The following is a 19,469-nucleotide window of genomic DNA, read 5'->3' as shown; positions in this document are numbered from 1 at the left end:
GTGTCAAAGCCAGAACCCGTCATCCGGATTAGATTTCCGTCAATATCCGGGAGGTTCCCATGCGTGTTTTCCTTGTCTTTCTGTTCTGCTGGATGCCTGTTTTCGCAAAGGCTGATACTGTCGGCGACCCGGAGAGCGGCGCGCGGCTTTTCGGGCTGCACTGCGCGGCCTGTCACGGACCTGGGGCGCGGGGAGACGGACCACTGTCCGATGGCATGACCCCTGCGCCGCCCGATCTCACCTTGCTGGCAAAGCAGAATCACGGCGCGCTTCCGCTGACAGGAATTGCCACCCGCATTGACAGCCGGAACAGCCAGAACAGTCAGCACGGCGGGATGCCGGTCTATGGCTGGTTCTTTGACGGACCGGTCGTCACGATCAGTTCCGGCACGGCCGGCGATTTTGAAACCACACAACCCATCGCCGATCTGCTGGCGTGGCTCGGAACCGTTCAGGACTGACCGTCGCTCGGTCCTGATCCGGTCTCGCGCGGGTCCAGAATTCCAGCGATGACGCCGCGCCGGCTGACCTGTCCGACAATCTCGCCGTTGTCTTCCACCGCAATCGGTCTTTCGTCTTCCAGCAGCTGTCGCATGACCGCCTCAACCTGCATCCGCGCGGGCACTGTTTCACCTGTCTGACCGGTTGCTGGTTCCATCACGTCCTGAGCCCGCAGCACACCCAGCGGGTTCATATGCGCAACAAAATCAGCAACATAGTCATTCACGGGGCGCGAAAAGATATCCTGGGGTGTGCCGCACTGAACAATGCGGCCCCCTTCCATGATGGCGATGCGATCCCCCAGTTTGAACGCCTCATCAAGATCGTGGCTTACAAAGACGATAGTGCGTTTCAGATCGCGCTGCAGATCAAGTAGTTCATCCTGCAGCCGCGCCCGGATCAGGGGATCAAGTGCGGAAAACGGCTCGTCCATCAGCAGAATCGGCGCATCCGTGGCAAAGGCGCGCGCCAGACCGACACGTTGCTGCATCCCCCCCGACAGTTCACCCACGCGGCGGTCCGCCCAGTCCGCAAGACCAACCAGCTGAAGCTGACGGTCCGTGCGTTCAGTCCGTTCCTTTTTGGGCAGATCAGCCAGTTCGAGGCCAAGGCCCACGTTTTCACGCACAGTGCGCCATGGCAGCAGTCCAAACTGCTGAAACACCATCGACACACATTCACGGCGCACGCGACGCAGATCGCCTGATGAGCTGTGCGTCACATCACACGACCAGTCGCCGTCAAAAACACGCACCGTACCCCGCACAACGGGATTGAGGCCATTCACCGCCCGCAACAAGGTTGACTTGCCCGATCCGGACAAACCCATCAGCACAAGGATTTCGCCCTGTTCAATGCTCAGCGAGCAGTTGTGCACCCCCAGGATCTGCCCGGTCGACTGTTCGACCTCGGCGCGGGTTTTGCCTGCATCCATTTCAGGCAGTGCTTTCTGGGGCGCTTCGCCGAAAACGATGGATACGTTGTCAAATTCAACAGCAGCGGTCATTTGCGGTCCACCCTCAGCATACGGTCCAGCATGATCGCGACAACCACGATGATAAAACCACTCTCAAAACCCAGCGACGTGTTCACCTGGTTGAGCGCACGCACGACAGGCACACCCAGACCATCCGCGCCCACAAGTGCTGCGATGACCACCATCGACAAAGACAGCATGATGGTCTGGTTCAGACCCGCCATGATTTGTGGCAGCGCAAACGGCAGCTCGACTTTCCAGAGTTTCTGCATCGGTGTCGCACCAAAGGCATCCGCCGCCTCGAGCAGTGGCCGCGGTGTTGTGCTGATGCCAAGATGTGTGAGGCGAATGGGTGCCGGCACCACAAAGATCACCGTTGCGATAAGACCCGGCACCATACCGATGCCAAAGAAGACAATCGCAGGAATGAGATAAACAAACGTCGGCAGGGTCTGCATCAGGTCCAGCACCGGCCGCATGGCCTGATAAAGACGCGGCCTGTGTGCCGCAGCGATGCCAATCGGCACACCAACCGCCATACAGACCACACAGGCCGACATCACCAGCGTGATGCTCTCTGTCATCTCCTCCCAGTAGTCCTGGTTCAGGATAAAGAGAAAGCCCAGCATCACAAAGACACAGATCTTCCAGCTGCGTTGCAGCAGCCAGGTGATCGCGACAAAAGCGGCGATGATCACAAAAGGATGCGGTGTCTGCAGGATCCAGAGGATCGCATCGATCATCCATTCCATCACAATGGCAAGTCCGTCAAAGAACCACTCGCCATTGATCTGGAGCCAGTCAAAGAAAGCCGCGGCGGTCTTGCCAACCGGGATCTTGGTTTCGGTCAGCCATTCCAGCACGTGTCACCTCTTGTCTGGTCGAATATGCCCCGCCCGCACATAAGACGGGGCAGAGTTTTACAGCCCCAGGGCCGCGTTGACAGCTGCAACCGCGTCACCGCCGTCAACAGTAGTCACGCCGTCCAGCCATGCCACGAACGCATCAGGATTGGCTTTGAGCCAGGTTTCGGCCGCTGCATCCGGGTCTTCGCCCCCGTCCAGTATCGCGCCCATGATTTCGTTTTCCATGGCCAGGGTGAACTTGAGATTGCCCAGAAGAGCCCCGACATTCGGACACTCGCTGACATATCCGGCACGCGTGTTGGTATAAACCGTAGCACCGCCCAGATCGGGGCCGAAGTAGTCATCGCCACCCGTCAGGTAGCCCATGTCAAAATTCGCATTCATCGGATGCGGCTCCCAGCCGAGGAATACAATGGGTTCGTCGCGCTTGGAAGCACGTGCGACCTGTGCCAGCATTCCCTGTTCCGAGCTTTCCTTGACCTCAAAACCACTCAGCCCGAATGCATCCGCGTCGATCATCGACTGGATCAGACGGTTCCCGTCGTTGCCGGGCTCGATGCCATAAATCTGCCCGTCCAGAGCATCTGCATGCGTGGCAATATCGGCAAAATCCTTAATTCCCAGATCAGTAGCGGCCTTGTTTACAGCAAGTGTATACTTGGCGCCTTCCAGGTTCTCACGCACCGTATCCACAGTACCCGCTTCACGGTAAGGCGCGATATCGCCTTCCATGGTCGGCATCCAGTTGCCAAGGAACACATCGATATCGCCCTCGGCCATCGACGTATACGTCACCGGTACCGACAGCACTTTGATGTCGGTCTCGTACCCCAGCGCGCGCAGCACGACAGTGGTTGCTGCTGTGGTGGCGGTGATGTCTGTCCAGCCAACATCCGAGAAGGTGACTTCGGTGCATTCTGCGGCGGCGGCAGTCGCCATTGCAGCAAATGCGAGTGCCGATGCAGTTGTTCTGAGGTACATGTCTGATCTCCCTTGTTTATTTGCGCAAAGGGTGCGCAGGTTTGCGGGCGCGGTCAACCGCAAACCTCACTGAAAACCGCAGGAGACTACAGGATTATTCGGCCGCCTCGCTTGCCTGCGTATCCTCAAGAGCCCGGAAAACACCGACCAGTTTGTTGACCTCACCGGTCTGATCAGCACGCGCCAGACCAAAGGATTCGATCGGCACGGTTTTCCCCGCCCGGGTCACAATCCGGAGACGAAACCGGAATTCACCACCTTCTTTGCTGATACGGCCCACTTCCTTCCGGACCTTTTCCTGATCCTCCGGATGATAGAAGCTGATACCGTCTTCGAGATCCGGTGAGAACGTCTCTTTGTCCTCACCGTGAATGCGGTACACTTCATCAGACCAGTGCACCCGGTTACTTTTCAGATCAACGGACCAGAAACCAACCCCGGCAAAATCCTGCAACAGGTAAAGCTGCGCAATCGCATCCTCCGCTTTGTCCCGCGCGGTCACGACATCGGTGATATCGGTGCCAACGGAATAAATCGATGAATTCGGCACAGAGGGATCGGCAAAGACGAAGTTCTCCGTCTTCATCCAGATTTCCCCCTCGCCCTCGGGTGCGGGCCAGTGGTCCACATGCTCAATACGGCCGGTTTTGCTGTCCATCAGCAGGTTGTCCCGTTCGGCCACCGAACGCTGAATGTCTTTGGGCGCTATGTCTCGGAAAGCAGCGCCTTCCGCATCTGCACGCGTCGTGCCGAGCAGCGAAGCCGATTTCTGGCTGATCCGAAGAACCTTGCCGTCTGTTGAGCGGTTCATCATGTAGATTTCCGCATGATCAAGGATCAGGTCCAGCTCCTGCGCAAGGCCCGGGAATTCCGCCACAACCATTGTGACGCCTTTCATCTGACCACGCATGTCAAAGAATGGCGAACAGGTGAGTTTGAGCCGCGAGCCACGCGCGGTGAATTCGCGCGAGATCGGCTCGCCCAGCTTGAGCGTCTCATTGCAGATCGGGGCGAGTGTCGGGAAGCCTTCGGGCACGACACACTGGCTGATGTGCGGGTTCGACACCGGTCGGGTCAGGCCAAACATATCTGTTGCAGCATTGGTCGCCTGGCTGATCTGCAGTGCTGTATCCAGCACCATGATCGACAGCGGTGCCGTTTCCAGGACGGACATCAGTTCGCCTGTACGTCCGCTGAGCTCAGCCGCCGTCACCTGCAGTTCTTCGTTGACCGTGATCAGCTCTTCGTTGGTCGACTGCAGTTCCTCGTTCGAGGTTTCAAGCTCTTCGTTGGTGGCCTGCAGTTCTTCGTTGGTGGATTGCAGTTCCTCGTTCAGGGACTGCAGTTCCTCATTCGAAGTCTCAAGTTCTTCAATCGTCTGCTGCAGAGCCTCGCGGGTGGTTGCCACCTCGTCCTCGAGCAGGCGGATGCGGTCATGCTCGAAATCATCGCCATCGCTCTCCGATTTGCTGACCGCGCCCTTGGCCCGGTCAACCTGAACTTCACTGAACACCACCAGGGCAGCGCGTTCGTTGATGTCACGGGCAATGATCGGATAGACATCCAGCCTGATTTCCTCGTCATCACCATCGGCAAGGAGATGGCGCACGCCCGAGCGTGTCTCGCCGTTCTTGAGTGCCAGGGTAACCAGGCTGCGCGCTTCTTCGCGGAACGGGCGCCGCAGAAGATCAATATGCATCTTCAGGTTCGATGCTTCGCTGACCTCGATGAAACTGCTGACATTTCCGTAGACCCGCACGATCGAATATTCATCCGTCACAAGCATCGAATTCTTGCCCAAAGACAGGGCAAGCGCCTCGAACATCTGGCGGTCAGTAGAATCCCCGACCGGTACAGACGGCTGCACCGGATTGACCGAGCGAGACTGCGGAACAGTACGGTTTGCTGAAAAGGGGGCGGATTCCGCGCGACGAATGGACCGCCGCCGGTAGATATGCGCGGAATTGCTGTCCTGGACGAACATCTCATCGGATCCCGCAACGCTCTCGGCGGTACCAAGGAACATCAGAGAGCTTTCAGTCATCGCATAGTGGAACCGCGACATCACCTTGTGCTGAAGCGCATTTCCGAAATAGATCAGAAGGTTACGACAGCAAAGCAGATCTACTTTCTGAAACGGCGGATCCTGGCAGACATTGTGATCGGAAAACAGAATAGCCGAGCGCAGCGTGTCAATGACGCGGATACCGTCGTTCTGCTGTATGAAATATCTGTCGGCCAGCGACTTCGGAATATCGTTCAGCGCCGCGAGGCCGTAGACCCCTTTGCGCGCCACATCCAGCGCATCCTTGTCGATATCGGTGGCGAAGATCTGCACGTGGTCTTTGAGCGGAACCTTGGCGCCGCCAAGCGCTTCGCACAGCAGAATAGCGATGGAATAAGCTTCCTCGCCTGTCGCGCAGCCTGCAATCCAGACCCGGAGGGGACCGTGGCTTTTCTTTTTGAGCAGAGCCGGCAGCATGTCCCGCAGCTGTTCAAATTCTGACTTGTCCCGGAAAAACCGGGTGACGGAAATCAGCAGATCCTTGAACAGAGCATCCACCGCATTCGGATTAACCCGGCAGAACTGGGTGTACTCGTCGTGGCTCTCGATCCCCAGCGCGATCATGCGCCGCTCGATACGACGGTTTATCGTCGTCTGTTTGTATTCACGGAAATCAACACGGGTGCGTGCCAGCAGGATCTGCAGCAGATCCGTCGACGGGCTTTTTTCTGATTTTTCCTGCCGAAACGCATCAAAATCGCGCGGCGATGTCAGGATTTTTTGCAGGTGCGTCCCGATCTCAAACGGGCGGAGCACAAGATCGACACACCCGGTCTGCATTGCCGCCATGGGCATCCCGTCGTATTTCGCGCTTTCGGTATCCTGGGCGATTGTAATGCCCCCTGCCTCGCGGATCGCCTGAACGCCATAGGCGCCGTCTGTTCCGGTACCGGACAGGATGATCGCCATGGACCGCTCACCATGCCCGTCCGCAAGGCTCAGCAAAAACCGGTCTACTGAAGGTTTGGGTGATGCGACCTCGGTGCTCGGCTCCACCAGAAAGAGTTTGCCGTCTTCGTAAACGACATCAGTTTTGGGCGGCGTCACGTAGATTACGTTGGGCTGTGGCGCCATACCGTCTGTCACGTCAACAACGCTGAGTGCTGTCTGCCGCGCGACCAGTTCGGTCATCAGGCTTTTGTGATGCGGCGACATGTGCTGCACGACCACGTAAGCAACGCTGAGGTCTGTAGGAAGCGTCGAGACCAGTTCCCGGATCGCCTCAAGGCCACCGGCAGATGAACCGATCCCGATGATCGTCAGATCATTTGTTTCAGATGTCGTCACGCACTGACCCCCTGACATTTCTGTGCCCGCTTTGTTAACGCGAACTTTAACCAGATGTCTCATCCAGAGGCAGCACTTGGCAACCCCCAGTTGCGCCAAATCAGGAAAATCTACCGTGAAACCGGTGTTTTTCCGGCCAGATTCCCGTGCTTGTCACGGCACGCAACGGGCACCGTACGGTGCGTTTACCAAATTCGCAGCCGCATCACGTTAATCTGAGCCTGAGATTTTATTGACGGTGCGTGACCATGAGTGATTTGAAAGAGGCCAATACCATTCCCTCGGTACTTTCCGAGCGAACCATGACGCTGAACCTCACGCTGGACGACAGCACAGGTGTTGTCATCCGGTCCTGCGAAGTTGTTGCGCGGGGTTTCAGAAACAGAATTTCTTTCAGCGGATATCAGGATATCAGTGGCGTGCTGGTCGAGAAGCTTGAGCATGCCGTGCGTGAAAGCCTCGGATCTGTGCCGGACGAAGGGGCGCATGTGCTGTCCCTGCCCGATTTTCTGGTTGAACTGCCCGGGCTTGCCCTGTCGGGCGTACACGTGATGATCATGGAGGCGCGCAACGGTTTCCGCAGCGCCATCCTGCGGTTCAAGGAATTCATCGGCTCGCTCGGAAGTGCCTTTCTCAGAGACATTGGTTTTCAGGAAGAATATGCCACACAGGCCGAGCGGCTGGCGGCCGGTGTTCTGGCGGACATCTGTATTCCTGTCCTCAATCTGTGCCGCGAGATGGAGTTTGCGCTGCGCGACGGGCTGGCGGAGCCGGCACCTGAGATCCTTGCAAAAGCGCGGGAGTTTGAGTTCCAGACAGAGCTGCTGAAGCGTTTCATCTTTAATGCTGGTCGCGGGCTGTCTGATCCGACGCAGGCGCATCTGAGCATCAGCGCGCAACCCTCTGTCGGGCTGCTGCCCGGGCAACAGTAGCAGCCGGGCTTGGCGCGGCTCTGGTCACATGGCAGAAGAGAGTCGGAGACTGTGACCGGAGCCGCCCATGATTTTCCTGCAGAGTGACACGCTGAGGGCGCAGATATTCCCGGAAGGCGCAACGCTGGGCGGATTATGGCTGCGCGACAAGGTTTCCCATTCCCTGGTTCTTGGCACCGCAACCGGTGCAGGTTACGACAGTGATCTGGTTTATGCCGGTGCGATCGTAGGCCCTGTTGCCAACCGGCTGCGCGATGCACGGGCCCGTCTGGGCGATCAGATCCTGACGCTGCCGGCCAACGATGGTGCACATTCTCTGCACGGCGGACCCGGCGGCCTGCACCGCGATATCTGGCAGGTCGAACACGAAACACAAGACAGTGTTGTTCTGAGCACCCGCCGTGTTGACGGGGCAGGCGGAATGCCGGGCAACCGGGACTTTTCAGTGCGCTACTCACTGGAGGCTGCCATGTGCCTTTCTGTGACAATCACGGTTTCGACGGATACGGATACGCTGATAAGCCCTGCTCACCACCCTTATTGGAATCTCGACGGATCCCACGATGTGTCTGGCCACCGCCTGCAGGTTATGGCGGACAACTATCTGCCGGTCGACGGGGATACGTTGCCTACGGGCCGGGTCGCTGACGTGGCTGAAACCTCCTACGACTTCCGGACGCCGCGGGCTGTTCCGGTGGATCAGACACTCGATGCCAACCTCTGTCTTGCGGAAAACCGGCGCCGCGACCCTGTGGCCGTGGCACATCTGACCGGTGGATATGGCACAGCGATGACCATAGAAACAACCGAGCCAGGCCTGCAGGTCTATAACGGAAGCGGCCTGCCACAAAGCGATCTGGTGCTGCACGACAACCGCAGACCGCAGCCATTTGCCGGTATCGCGCTGGAACCGCAGGGGTGGCCGGATGCACCAAACCAGCCACATTTCCCGTCGGTTCTGCTGCGCAGATCACAGCAATACCGTCAGGTAACACGTTACCTGTTTTCCGTCTGATTGTCGGAAATTGTCACAGTCCGGTCATGCAGCCGCCCTGCTACCGGCAGAAATCTCCGCCAGACTTCAGGCCGTACCAGTAATCGGTTTACCCCTGAAAGGAGCCGGAAATGTCAAAAGAACCAGTTCAAGCCCCTGCCCCGAAACCTGCGCCGCAAACGACCGGTCAGCAGGGCACGGCACCTTCCGGACCGCAACCGGTCATTACCGACTACGCCAGCCTCTGAGCAACAAAGCGGCTGGCAGAACTGCAGGGCCCGATTTAAGATAGGCCCATGAGCGATCCTGTTTCCTCAATCCGCAATCTGGGGCCTGCCATGGAACAGGCCTGTGCCGCTGCGGGCATTCATTCGGCGGATGAGTTGCGCAGTCTGGGGGCTGATGCCGCATACACGAAACTGCTGCAGAATGGCACAAAACCGCATTTCATCGGATACTATGTGCTGGTCATGGGCCTGCAGAACCGCCCGTGGAATGACTGCAGGGGCGAGGAAAAGAAAGCGCTGCGCAAAAGGTTTGATGCCATCAGGGAGAGCGCCTTTGATTCCGACCGCGACGCATTTGAGCAGATGATGAACCAGATCGGTGTCCGCCCGTCCACCAGCGCCTGAGCGCACAAAAAAAGGCCGGAGAACCGGCCCCTTCTGTCGTCAGCTTCGGGTCAGCCTGTTCAGCCGACCAGCTCCATACCGGAGAAGAAGTATGCGATTTCGACCGCTGCCGTTTCAGGCGCGTCGGAGCCGTGTACCGAGTTTTCACCCACGCTTTCGGCAAATTCGGCGCGGATTGTCCCCGGTGCGGCGTCTGCGGGGTTGGTCGCACCCATCACTTCGCGGTTTTTCGCGATGGCGCCTTCGCCCTCGAGAACCTGAACAACAACCGGCGCGGAGGCCATGAATTCGCACAGTTCGTCATAGAACGGACGCTCGGCGTGCACGGCATAGAAAACGCCAGCCTGCTCTTTGGTCATGTGGATGCGCTTTTGTGCGACGATGCGCAGGCCGGCATCCTCGAACTTGGCGTTGATTTTGCCTGTCAGGTTACGGCGGGTGGCATCGGGTTTGATGATCGAGAATGTGCGCTCAAGAGCCATTGGGTTTCTCCGGGTTGTTCAGCCGGGACAGATCGCCCCTGCAGTGTGAATTTCGCGGCTCACCTAACACGGGTCTTCCGGTATGAAAAGCCGTGATTGACGCCGCCCGGCGGATGCGGCACACCGCGCGCATGCTCAGGATTTCAGACATCAGCTATTCGGTCGAGGGACGCCCGCTTTTTGAGGGCGCAGGCTGCGTGATCCCGGACGGCCACAAGGTCGGACTGGTCGGTCGCAACGGCGCAGGCAAGACTACGCTGTTCAGACTGATCCGTGGCGAGCTGGCGCTGGATGGCGGCGATATCTCTCTGCCGTCACGCGCCAAGATCGGCGGAGTGGCCCAGGAGGTTCCGTCATCTTCGACATCGCTGATCGACACAGTGCTGGAGGCTGATACCGAACGCGCCGCCCTGCTGCGCGAGGCCGAGACGGCAACCGACCCGGCCCGCATCTCCGAAGTGCAGACGCGTCTGGCAGACATCGACGCCTGGTCCGCCGAAGGACGCGCTGCGGCCATTCTCAAGGGCCTTGGGTTTGACGACGCCGAACAGCAGCTGCCCTGCTCGGATTTCTCCGGGGGCTGGCGCATGCGCGTGGCCCTGGCCGCAGTGCTTTTTGCCCAGCCCGACCTGCTGTTGCTTGACGAGCCGACAAACTATCTTGATCTCGAAGGCGCGCTCTGGCTTGAGGCCTATCTGGCGAAATATCCGCACACAGTGATCATCATCAGCCACGACCGCGGGCTGCTGAACCGCGCGGTCGGCGCCATCCTGCATCTCGAAGACCGCAAACTGACGTTCTATCAGGGCCCCTATGACCAGTTCGCCCGCCAGCGCGCCGAACAGCGCGCAGTCCAGGCGGCAATGGCCAAAAAACAACAGGCCCGCCGGGATCATATGCAGGCCTTTGTCGACCGTTTCAAAGCCAAAGCGTCCAAGGCAAAACAGGCCCAGTCCCGCCTGAAGATGATCGAAAAGATGGATATGATTGCCAGCCCCGAACAGGCGGCCAAACGCGTCTTTTCGTTCCCCGAGCCCGAGGAGTTGTCACCGCCGATCATCTCTATCGAAGGAGGATCAACCGGGTACGGCGGCCCGCCGGTCCTCAGCCGGCTGAACCTGCGTATCGACCAGGACGACCGGATCGCCCTTCTGGGCAAAAACGGCCAGGGTAAATCCACCCTGTCGAAACTGCTCAGCAACCGCCTTGTGCTGATGGACGGCAAAGAGGTGCGTTCCAACAAGCTGCGGATCGGTTTTTTTGCGCAGCACCAGGTTGACGAGCTGAACATCCGTGAAACGCCGCTGCAGCATATGATCTCCGCGCGCCCCGGCGTACTGCATTCGAAACTGCGCGCGCAGCTTGCGGGCTTTGGTCTCGGTGCAGATCAGGCCGAAACCGAAGTCGGACGCCTGTCAGGTGGTCAGAAGGCACGCCTGTCGCTGCTGCTGGCGACACTGGACGCGCCCCATCTGCTGATCCTCGATGAGCCGACCAACCACCTGGACATCGAAAGCCGCGAGGCGCTTGTTGAGGCGCTGACCGGATATTCGGGCGCTGTTATCCTTGTCAGCCATGACATGCATCTTCTCAGCATGGTCGCGGACCGCCTCTGGCTGGTCTCGGACGGGACGGTGAAACCTTACGAGGATGATCTGGAAGCCTATCGCAAGATGCTGCTGACACCGGCAAAACCCGTCAGCAAATCCGCGGCACCAAAAGCGACGCCCAGGCCCAGACGCGCCAGCCGTGACGAAATCCTTGCGATAAAAGCTGACCTGCGCAAATCCGAAGAACGTGTCGAAAAACTCAACGACATGCGCGACCGGCTGGCCAGCAAGCTGGCCGATCCGGCACTCTATGAGGATGCCAAGGGCGGCGAGCTGGAAGTCTGGAACAAAAAATATGCCGAGGTTATGCAGGCCCTGGAACGCGCGGAATCGCTCTGGATGACTGCAGCGGACCGGCTGGAGAAGGCACAGGCGCAATGACCCTGTACAGATCCGGAAAACCGCCGCGTTCGGGGCAGCGCACCGAGAGCAGACCGCTGTGATCGACACCGCCTTTCTGATCACCGCCTTTGTAACTATGTTTGTGGTCATTGACCCTATTGGTCTGGCACCGCTGTTTGTCGCACTGACCCAGGGGCTGTCCGATCAGGCCCGCCGCCGGATTGCCTGGCGCGCGACCCTGACCGGTGTGCTGATCCTGCTGGCTTTCGCGGCTTTTGGCGAGGCACTGCTCAGCTTTATCGGCATCTCGATGCCCGCCTTCCGTGTTGCCGGGGGCGTTCTGCTCTTCCTGACAGCTCTGGACATGCTGTTTGAGCGGCGCACAAAACGGCGCGAAGACCAGACCGAAGAAGACGACGGTGACGATCCATCGGTATTTCCGCTGGCTATCCCGCTGATTGCCGGTCCGGGTGCCATTGCATCCGTGATCCTGCTTATGGGTCAGCGCCCGGGCATCGAAGGCGCGGTTATGGTGCTTGGTGCAACCGGTCTGGTGATGGTCATCGTGCTGGGTTTCTTTCTCGCCAGTGGCATGATCGAACGCGCACTGGGTCGGACGGGCATCACCGTTGTTACGCGGTTGCTGGGCATGTTGCTTGCGGCTCTCTCTGTCCAGTTTGTGCTGGACGGCCTCGCGGCCTTTGGCTTTGGTCCGGGCGCGGGCTGAAATCCTGTTCCGGCGTGCCTATATTCCTGACATGAAGGACAGGAGAGTGAACCGTGACCGGCAATGACGTGGGCAGTCTGATCTATCTGATCATCCTCGGCCTGATGGTGATCAGCTGGTTTGTGGCGCAGAACCGCTATTCCATGAATAAAACGCTGCAGGCCGCCGCCGTCTGGGCGCTGATTTTTGTAGGTGCTGTGGCGGCGTATGGCCTCTGGGACGACATCAGCAACACGGTGATGCCCCGCCAGACCAGCTATTCGGATACAGGTCAGACGGTGGTGCCCAGACACCCCGACGGTCATTACTACCTGCGTGCCGAGGTCAATGACGTCCCGGTGGATTTTGTGCTGGACACCGGCGCGACTGACATGGTGCTGACCCGCCGCGATGCTGAAGCCATTGGCCTTGATCCCGACAACCTGATCTATACTGGCCGCGCCATGACAGCCAACGGGATGGTCGAAACGGCCGCCGTGCGTCTGGACAGCGTCACCCTGGGGTCCGTGACGGACCGCAACCTGCCGGCCGTCGTCAACAGCGGAGAGATGTCCCAGTCGCTGCTTGGCATGAACTATCTGCAGCGCTGGGGCAGTATCGAGATTTCCGGCGGCGAGCTGACCCTGACACGGTAACGACCGTTCAGGTCTCGGCCTTCTTTTCCCAGCGTCCGGATTCCTCGGACCAGTACTGTGCAGAGACACCGGCATCTTTCAGCGTTTTCCACTGTCCTCTTGCGGTGTTTACCGCCGCAGGATCATTGCCATCAAAGAGGATGCAGACCCGCTCCAGCGCGCTGACTTCTTCGGCTGAGACCGGCGCGCCGTCGACCGTCATCACACAGGTTGCTCCGTTTGCCGCAGGTCCCTCACCGGTGGCCAGAAGAACGGGCTGCAGGGCATCATGTGGCCCGCCCGCCAGACCGTGCGGCTGAAAACTGTCCTGGGGCCCGAGCCAGAGTTGCTGGTCCAGCCAGTCCATCCGCGCAGGTTCGGTCCCGCGCACCAGAACACGCCACCCCGCCTGCCCGGCCTTGCCAAGCAGCATCGCGAGCGTCTGTTCCAGCGGATGCCGGGTCAGATGATAGAACATCGCGGTGCCCAAGGCGGGTTACTCCGTTTCGTAGTTATCCGCGACCAGGCGGTCGAGTGCGCGCACACCCCAGCCTGTCGCCCCTTTCGGTGCAAGTGACGTTTCGGATTTCAGCGAAGCGACACCTGCGATGTCGAGGTGGATCCATGGCATGTCATCGCGCACAAACCGCTGCAGGTACTGGGCTGCGGTGATCGAACCCGCAGGCCTGCCACCGATGTTTTTCATATCCGCAATGGGTGATTTGAGCATGTCGTCATAGGCCTGGCCGAGCGGCATGCGCCAGGCACCCTCGTTTTCTGCCTCGGCCGCGCGCAGAAAGGATTTGCAGAAGTCATCGTTGTTGGAAAAGACACCGGCATTCTCATGCCCCAGACCGATGATGATCGCACCCGTAAGCGTGGCCAGATCGATCATGCCCGCGGGTTCAAACCGCTCCTGCGCGTACCACATCACGTCACAGAGCACGAGACGGCCCTCGGCGTCTGTGTTGAGGATTTCGACAGTGTCGCCTTTCATTGAGGTCACAACATCGCCCGGACGGATCGCCGATCCTGACGGCATGTTTTCAACCAGACCCACGAGGCCCACGACGTTCGCTTTTGCCTTGCGCACTGCCAGCGCGCGCATCACGCCTGCGACGGTACCGGCACCGCCCATGTCCATGGTCATATCTTCCATACCGGCAGCCGGCTTGAGGCTGATCCCGCCGGTATCAAAAACCACGCCCTTGCCCACGAGCGCCAGCGGGGCTTCACCCTTTTTGCCACCGTTCCACTGCATTACGACAACCTTCGAGGGACTGTCAGAGCCCTGACCGACAGCCAGCAGCGTGCGCATGCCAAGCTCTTCCAGCCTGTCTTCGTCCAGAACCTCGACGTCAAGGCCAAGGCTTTCCATCTGTTCCAGACGCGCGGCGAATTCTGTTGTGGTCAGCACGTTGGCGGGTTCGTTTACCAGGTCACGGGTGAAAAAGCACCCTTCTGCGACCGCGAGATGCGGTGCGGCTTCGGCGCCGGTTGCGGCCGGATCGCTGCACATCATCTCAATGCTGCCTGCCGGTGCATCGGCACCGGTCTTGTGATCGCGGAAACTGTAGTCACGCAGGACAACACCGGAAATCAGATGCCCCGGGCGGCGCAGACGCGCCGCAGCAATCAGCAGATCAGCCTTACCCCGCAGCTTGCCCAGGGCCGCTCCGGCGCGGCGCGCCAGTGTTTCCGAGGCATTCCGGGGCAGACAAACGATATCAATGGCTTCTGCCGCCATACCCGCCGGATAGGCCAGCGTGAACACAGCCCCCTCTTTCATGCCATCGCCCGCGCGGGCTGCAAGCGCGCGTTTCACCGCCCCCTTGCTGAGCCGGTTGACCCGGCGCCCTGCAACATCCAGGCGCCCCTCTGTATCGACGATGACGGCGATCCGGCCCTCGTGCTCCGCAAAGCGCTCGATGTCCTGTTCGGAAAAGCTGACGGGCGTGGGCTGGGTCATGGATTGTTCCTTTCATGGTATCCTGCATCCGACCTAGCGCGCCGCGCGGCTGTTGACCAGATAGCAGTTTTACCCGCCGTCTGATTGGTCTAGTCTGCGCACAACAGCGCCAGAGTGAACGAAGGGGGACAGCTTGGTCAGAATTGACAGATATGTGCTGTCGCAACTGCTGCTGCTGTTTGGCTTTTTCGCGCTCGTGCTTGTTGCTGTGTTCTGGATCAACCGCGCTGTGGTCCTTTTCGACCGCCTGATCAGCGACGGCCAGTCTGCGCTGGTATTTCTGGAATTCACCGCTCTGGGTCTGCCCAAACTGATCACAACAGTGCTGCCGATCGCCACCTTCTGTGCGGCGGTCTATGTCACCAACCGGCTGAACAATGAAAGCGAACTGACGGTGATGCAGGCTACCGGTTCGGGACCTTTCAGACTGGCGCGACCTGTGCTTGTTTTCGGCGTAGTCGTCTTTGTGATGGCCTCCGTGCTGCATCATTTTCTGGTGCCCCTTGCCCAGCAGCAACTGGATGAGCGCGAAGCGGAAATTTCCCAGAATGCGACTGCCAGACTGCTGACCGAGGGCACATTCCTGAACCCTTCGGCAGGCGTCACCTTCTACACCAGGGAAATAGACGCCGAAGGGGTGCTGCGGGATGTTTTTCTGTCTGACCGGCGCGACGCAACCGAAGGCGTGATCTATACCGCAGCCCAGGCCTATCTGATCAGAAGTGACGCCGGTACGACGCTGATCATGGTTGACGGTATGGCACAGCGCCTGGGAACACTCCGGAACCGGCTGTCGGTGGCCAACTTCAGGGATTTTTCCTTTGATATCTCCAGCCTTGTGCGCAATGACGCGCGGGCGGCAATCCGCGCCCGAACAATGACAACGCCGCAGCTTCTGACCCCCCGCGCCGTTCTTTCGGAGCAGACAGGCCAGCCACAGGGTGTGCTTGCCGAGGAATTCCATGCACGTTTTGCAGAGCCGCTTTTCTGTATTGTCGCCGCACTCATCGGGTTCACGACCCTCCTGATCGGCGGATTTTCGCGGTTTGGCGTCTGGCGGGAAGCATGCCTGGCTTTCGGGCTGCTCATTCTGATCGACGGGGCCCGCAGCACACTGGTCGATCCGGTGAGAGATGACGCGCGGCTCTGGCCTGTGCTCTATCTGCCTGTGTTTGCCGGTGCCGGCGTCGCGCTCTTTATGCTGTGGCTGGCCGCGCGCCCCAGAAAGCGCAGACGCCTGTCAAAGGAGGTCGTCGCGTGATCCTTCATCTTTATTTCGCCCGCCGTTTCGCCATCAGCATTCTCGTAATTACCTTCGTGCTGTTTGCTCTTGTTGCGCTGGTCGATCTTGTGGATCAGACCCGCAAATTCGGCGATTTCGGCATCAGCTTTGCGCAGATCCTCGGTCTGACGCTGCTGAATGTGCCAGAGACGATCAACCAGATCCTGCCGCTGATCATGATTCTGGCGACGGTGGTTCTGTTTATAGGACTGGCCCGGACGTCCGAACTGGTTGCGACCCGTGCCGCCGGTCGGTCGGCCCTGCGCGCTCTGATCGCGCCGGTAGCGGTCGCAATGATTATCGGTGGGCTGGCTGTGACAATGCTCAACCCGATCGTTGCGGGCACCTCGTCCCGCTACAGCCAGCTGACCGAGAGTTACCGGTCCGGCGGCGCGTCGACCCTCTCGATTTCCGGCGAAGGCCTCTGGCTGCGTCAGGGCAGCGAAGATGGTCAGACCGTGATCCGCGCATGGCGTTCCAACAAAGATGCCTCGATCCTCTATGATGTCATGTTCCTTGAATACGCCCCCGGTGGCGGTCCCGTCAGGCGCATCGCAGCCGAAAGTGCCGCTCTTGAGCCGGGCGGATGGACGCTGAAAAACGCCAAGGAATGGTCATTGCGGGCAGGCCAGAACCCCGAAGCCAACGCGACCCGGCATGACCGCCTTGAAGTGCCGTCCACGCTGACGCTGGAACGGATAAGGGAAAGTTTTGGCCGCCCCAGTTCAATATCCATCTGGCATCTGCCGGAGTTCATTGCCCAACTCGACCAGGCGGGGTTCTCATCGCGCCAGCACCGGGTCTGGCTTCAGTCGGAACTCGCGCGGCCCGTGTTCCTGATGTCGATGGTTCTTGTTGCGAGCGCCTTTACCATGCGCCATACCCGTTTCGGGGGCACCGGTATCGCGGTGCTCGCAGCAGTACTCTTGGGGTTCAGTTTGTACTTTATTCGCAGCTTCGCTCAGATCCTCGGCGAGAACGGCCAGATACCGGTGTACCTGGCGGCCTGGGCACCACCCGCAGCATCTGTCCTGCTGGCTCTGGGGCTTTTGCTGCATGCGGAGGACGGCTGACAAGATGCGCCTCATCCTGACGCTGATTACAGCTCTTCTGCTGCCCTCGGCGCTGCTGGCCCAGTCGGTTGATGACGCCGGTAAACCAGCGGTGCTGATCGCGGATGAGCTGTTTATCAGCCAGGACAGAATTCTCGTCGCCCGGGGCAACGTCGAAGCCTTTCAGGGAACCTCGCGCATGACCGCCAGCGAGATCCGGTATGACCGCAGCACAGGGTCACTGACAGTCGAGGGCCCGATTGTCATAACGGACGCCGGCAAAAGCACTGTCCTCGCCTCGGCCGCCCAGCTCAACGGCACATTGCAGGCCGGGTTGCTGCAGGGCGCACGCCTTGTACTGAACCAGCAGCTGCAGCTGGCTGCGGTGCAGATGCAGCGGGTCAGCCCGCGCTATGACCAGTTGTACAAAACGGCCGTGACATCGTGTCAGGTCTGCGAAGACGGCAAGCCACCCCTCTGGCAGATCCGCGCAAAACGGGTGATTCATGACCGCGAAGAGCGACAGCTCTACTTCGATCAGGCCCAGTTCATGATCCGCAACACCACGGTCGCCTACATTCCACGTCTGCGGCTTCCGGATCCGACAGTGGAACGCGCGACAGGCTTCCTGATCCCGTCTCTGCGCACCACGTCCGAACTCGCAACAGGGATCAAGGTGCCCTATTTCATCGTGATTGACGACCAGCGCGATGTTACGGTCACGCCGTATATCTCTTCACGCACACGAACGCTGGAACTGCGTTACCGCCAAGCCTTTGTGAATGGCCGGATTGAGTTCAACACTGCGGTAAGCCGGGATGATGAAAGACCGGGCGAGACACGCGGTTATGTGTTCGGTTTCGGCGCCTTCGAACTGCCTGATGATTTTCGTCTGACGTTCGATATCGAGGTCACCAGCGACGACGCCTATCTCAAGGATTATGGTTTCTCCGGCAAGGACCGCCTCGACAGCGAGGTCAACGTTCAGCGCGCGCGCCGCGATGAGTTCATTTCCGGCAGTCTTATCGGTTTCAGATCGCTCCGGGACGGGGACGACAACTCTACTCTGCCAACCATTGTAGCGGATGGCGTCTACGAAAAACGCTTCTTTCCTGCCCTGACCGGTGGCGAATTCCGGCTGAATGCAAAAGCGCACAGCCACTACCGGTATTCCGACGATGATATCGTCGGCCGCGACGTTTCCCGCTTTAATGTTGACGCCACATGGCTGCGCGGCTGGACCCTGCCGGGCGGTGTGCGCACAGAGACAACGCTCACACTTGCAGGCGATATTTTCAACATCACCCAGGACAGCACGACACCCCAGACCCAGACCCAGCTGACGCCCGGTGGCGCAATCGCTTTCCGCTATCCTATGGCCCGCCAGACGGCCCGCGGGGTAACGCACTTTCTGGAACCCGTGGCACAGATCGGCTGGGTCGGCGGCGACCGGCTGGATATTCCGAACGAAGAAAGCACGCGGGTTGAATTTGATGCCGGCAACCTGCTGTCGCTGTCGCGGTTCCCCGCGCCCGACCGACGCGAGCGCGGAACAATCGGCGCCTATGGAATCAACTGGGGCCGGTCCGATCCGGAGGGCCTGGAGACTTACCTGACACTGGGTCAGGTTTTCCGTAATCTGGTCGACGACGGCTTTTCCGCATCTTCGGGTCTCGAAGGCGGCACTTCTGATTTTCTGATGGCCGGCCAGCTAAAGACCCGGACCGGATGGGCGCTGACAGCAAGGACGCTCTTTAATGACAGCTTTGACTTTACCAAGGCTGAAATCCGCGGTCAGTTCGCCAATAGCCGCACGAGGGTCAGCGGAAACTACCTCTGGCTGGTCGAGGATGAGGATCTGTCCTCGACAGGCAGCGTATCGGAAATTTCCCTCGACGGCTCCTACCGCGTTGACCGCCACTGGACGGCGAACGCGGACTGGCGCTATGACCTGAACGAAGACCGCGCGAGTACGATCGGTTTCGGGTTCAACTACAGCAACGAGTGCGTGACGGTGGATGTTTCCGCCGAGCGTCGCTTTACAACCTCGACAAGCCTTGAGCCTTCGACCAGTCTGGGGTTTAACATCGGCCTGCGCGGCTTCTCCGCCCGTAAAGGCACCGAAACATACGCAAGAACATGCAAAAGCTAGGCAAC

17 protein-coding genes are annotated in these 19,469 nt (G+C 59.4%); 10 read left to right on the top strand and 7 right to left on the bottom strand.

All coding sequences use genetic code 11. The features are described 5' to 3' along the window. Positions 1 to 59: 59 nt before the first annotated feature. The gene (locus Q0792_RS00725; protein ID WP_298835659.1) at positions 60 to 461 is read left to right on the top strand and encodes a cytochrome c; all 402 of its coding nucleotides are present in this window, start codon (positions 60 to 62) and stop codon (positions 459 to 461) included. Here Q0792_RS00725 and choV read toward each other — a convergent pair. The 4 genes from choV to Q0792_RS00705 all read right to left on the bottom strand — a co-directional run bounded on the left by choV (position 452) and on the right by Q0792_RS00705 (position 6,676). Then, positions 452 to 1,507, bottom strand: a complete 1,056-nt coding sequence (choV, locus tag Q0792_RS00720) for a choline ABC transporter ATP-binding protein (RefSeq protein ID WP_298835657.1) — start codon at positions 1,505 to 1,507, stop codon at positions 452 to 454. The two genes, Q0792_RS00725 and choV, sit on opposite strands and share 10 nt — an antisense overlap. After that, a complete protein-coding gene (choW, locus tag Q0792_RS00715; protein WP_298838536.1) occupies positions 1,504 to 2,337 on the bottom strand; it encodes a choline ABC transporter permease subunit in 834 nt (277 codons plus the stop codon). Before choW ends, choV begins: the two co-directional genes overlap by 4 nt. A gap of 60 nt (positions 2,338 to 2,397) precedes the next feature. Continuing rightward, positions 2,398 to 3,324 (bottom strand): choline ABC transporter substrate-binding protein, encoded by a 927-nt coding sequence (locus Q0792_RS00710; RefSeq protein ID WP_298835655.1) that lies wholly within the window; start codon positions 3,322 to 3,324, stop codon positions 2,398 to 2,400. A gap of 94 nt (positions 3,325 to 3,418) precedes the next feature. Next, complete coding sequence (locus Q0792_RS00705) at positions 3,419 to 6,676, bottom strand: chemotaxis protein CheB (RefSeq protein ID WP_298835653.1); 3,258 nt, start codon at positions 6,674 to 6,676, stop codon at positions 3,419 to 3,421. A 248-nt stretch (positions 6,677 to 6,924) separates the two neighbouring features. On the opposite strand from Q0792_RS00705, the gene Q0792_RS00700 reads away from it, so the two are divergent. The 3 genes from Q0792_RS00700 to Q0792_RS00690 all read left to right on the top strand — a co-directional run bounded on the left by Q0792_RS00700 (position 6,925) and on the right by Q0792_RS00690 (position 9,234). Then, complete coding sequence (locus tag Q0792_RS00700) at positions 6,925 to 7,608, top strand: hypothetical protein (RefSeq protein WP_298835651.1); 684 nt, start codon at positions 6,925 to 6,927, stop codon at positions 7,606 to 7,608. 67 nt (positions 7,609 to 7,675) lie between these two features. Continuing rightward, positions 7,676 to 8,623 carry an aldose epimerase family protein gene (locus Q0792_RS00695; RefSeq protein ID WP_298835649.1) on the top strand — a complete coding sequence of 316 codons (948 nt, stop codon included), beginning with the start codon at positions 7,676 to 7,678 and terminating at the stop codon, positions 8,621 to 8,623. A 275-nt stretch (positions 8,624 to 8,898) separates the two neighbouring features. Next, complete coding sequence (locus Q0792_RS00690; protein WP_298835647.1) at positions 8,899 to 9,234, top strand: TfoX/Sxy family protein; 336 nt, start codon at positions 8,899 to 8,901, stop codon at positions 9,232 to 9,234. A gap of 59 nt (positions 9,235 to 9,293) precedes the next feature. Here the strand turns inward: Q0792_RS00690 and ndk are convergent, their stop codons facing one another. Continuing rightward, a complete protein-coding gene (gene ndk, locus Q0792_RS00685) occupies positions 9,294 to 9,716 on the bottom strand; it encodes a nucleoside-diphosphate kinase (protein ID WP_298835645.1) in 423 nt (140 codons plus the stop codon). A 131-nt stretch (positions 9,717 to 9,847) separates the two neighbouring features. On the opposite strand from ndk, the gene Q0792_RS00680 reads away from it, so the two are divergent. The 3 genes from Q0792_RS00680 to Q0792_RS00670 are packed head-to-tail and all read left to right on the top strand — an operon-like array spanning position 9,848 to position 13,030. Next, positions 9,848 to 11,707, top strand: coding sequence for an ABC-F family ATP-binding cassette domain-containing protein (locus Q0792_RS00680; RefSeq protein WP_298838533.1), 1,860 nt, complete (start codon positions 9,848 to 9,850; stop codon positions 11,705 to 11,707). Between the two features lie 58 nt (positions 11,708 to 11,765). Then, a complete protein-coding gene (locus Q0792_RS00675; protein ID WP_298835643.1) occupies positions 11,766 to 12,395 on the top strand; it encodes a MarC family protein in 630 nt (209 codons plus the stop codon). Between the two features lie 53 nt (positions 12,396 to 12,448). After that, the gene (locus Q0792_RS00670; RefSeq protein ID WP_298835641.1) at positions 12,449 to 13,030 is read left to right on the top strand and encodes a TIGR02281 family clan AA aspartic protease; all 582 of its coding nucleotides are present in this window, start codon (positions 12,449 to 12,451) and stop codon (positions 13,028 to 13,030) included. A gap of 7 nt (positions 13,031 to 13,037) precedes the next feature. Here the strand turns inward: Q0792_RS00670 and Q0792_RS00665 are convergent, their stop codons facing one another. Both Q0792_RS00665 and Q0792_RS00660 read right to left on the bottom strand, forming a co-directional pair. After that, a complete protein-coding gene (locus Q0792_RS00665; protein WP_298835639.1) occupies positions 13,038 to 13,499 on the bottom strand; it encodes a DNA polymerase III subunit chi in 462 nt (153 codons plus the stop codon). A 6-nt stretch (positions 13,500 to 13,505) separates the two neighbouring features. After that, on the bottom strand, positions 13,506 to 14,978 hold the full coding sequence (locus Q0792_RS00660; protein ID WP_298835637.1) for a leucyl aminopeptidase: 1,473 nt from the start codon (positions 14,976 to 14,978) through the stop codon (positions 13,506 to 13,508). A gap of 133 nt (positions 14,979 to 15,111) precedes the next feature. Between Q0792_RS00660 and lptF the strand changes: the two genes are divergently transcribed. From lptF to Q0792_RS00645, 3 genes are read left to right on the top strand one after another with little or no spacing between them, the layout of a single operon-like run. Continuing rightward, positions 15,112 to 16,239 carry an LPS export ABC transporter permease LptF gene (lptF, locus tag Q0792_RS00655; RefSeq protein ID WP_298835635.1) on the top strand — a complete coding sequence of 376 codons (1,128 nt, stop codon included), beginning with the start codon at positions 15,112 to 15,114 and terminating at the stop codon, positions 16,237 to 16,239. After that, on the top strand, positions 16,236 to 17,333 hold the full coding sequence (gene lptG / locus Q0792_RS00650; protein WP_298835633.1) for an LPS export ABC transporter permease LptG: 1,098 nt from the start codon (positions 16,236 to 16,238) through the stop codon (positions 17,331 to 17,333). The genes lptF and lptG overlap by 4 nt, the downstream gene beginning before the upstream one ends. 4 nt (positions 17,334 to 17,337) lie before the next feature. Further along, on the top strand, positions 17,338 to 19,464 hold the full coding sequence (locus Q0792_RS00645; RefSeq protein ID WP_298835631.1) for an LPS assembly protein LptD: 2,127 nt from the start codon (positions 17,338 to 17,340) through the stop codon (positions 19,462 to 19,464). Positions 19,465 to 19,469 lie beyond the last annotated feature (5 nt).

The sequence above is a fragment of the uncultured Roseobacter sp. genome (assembly GCF_947495025.1).
Lineage (GTDB): Bacteria > Pseudomonadota > Alphaproteobacteria > Rhodobacterales > Rhodobacteraceae > Roseobacter.
This window is presented reverse-complemented; position numbering and strand designations above follow the sequence as displayed.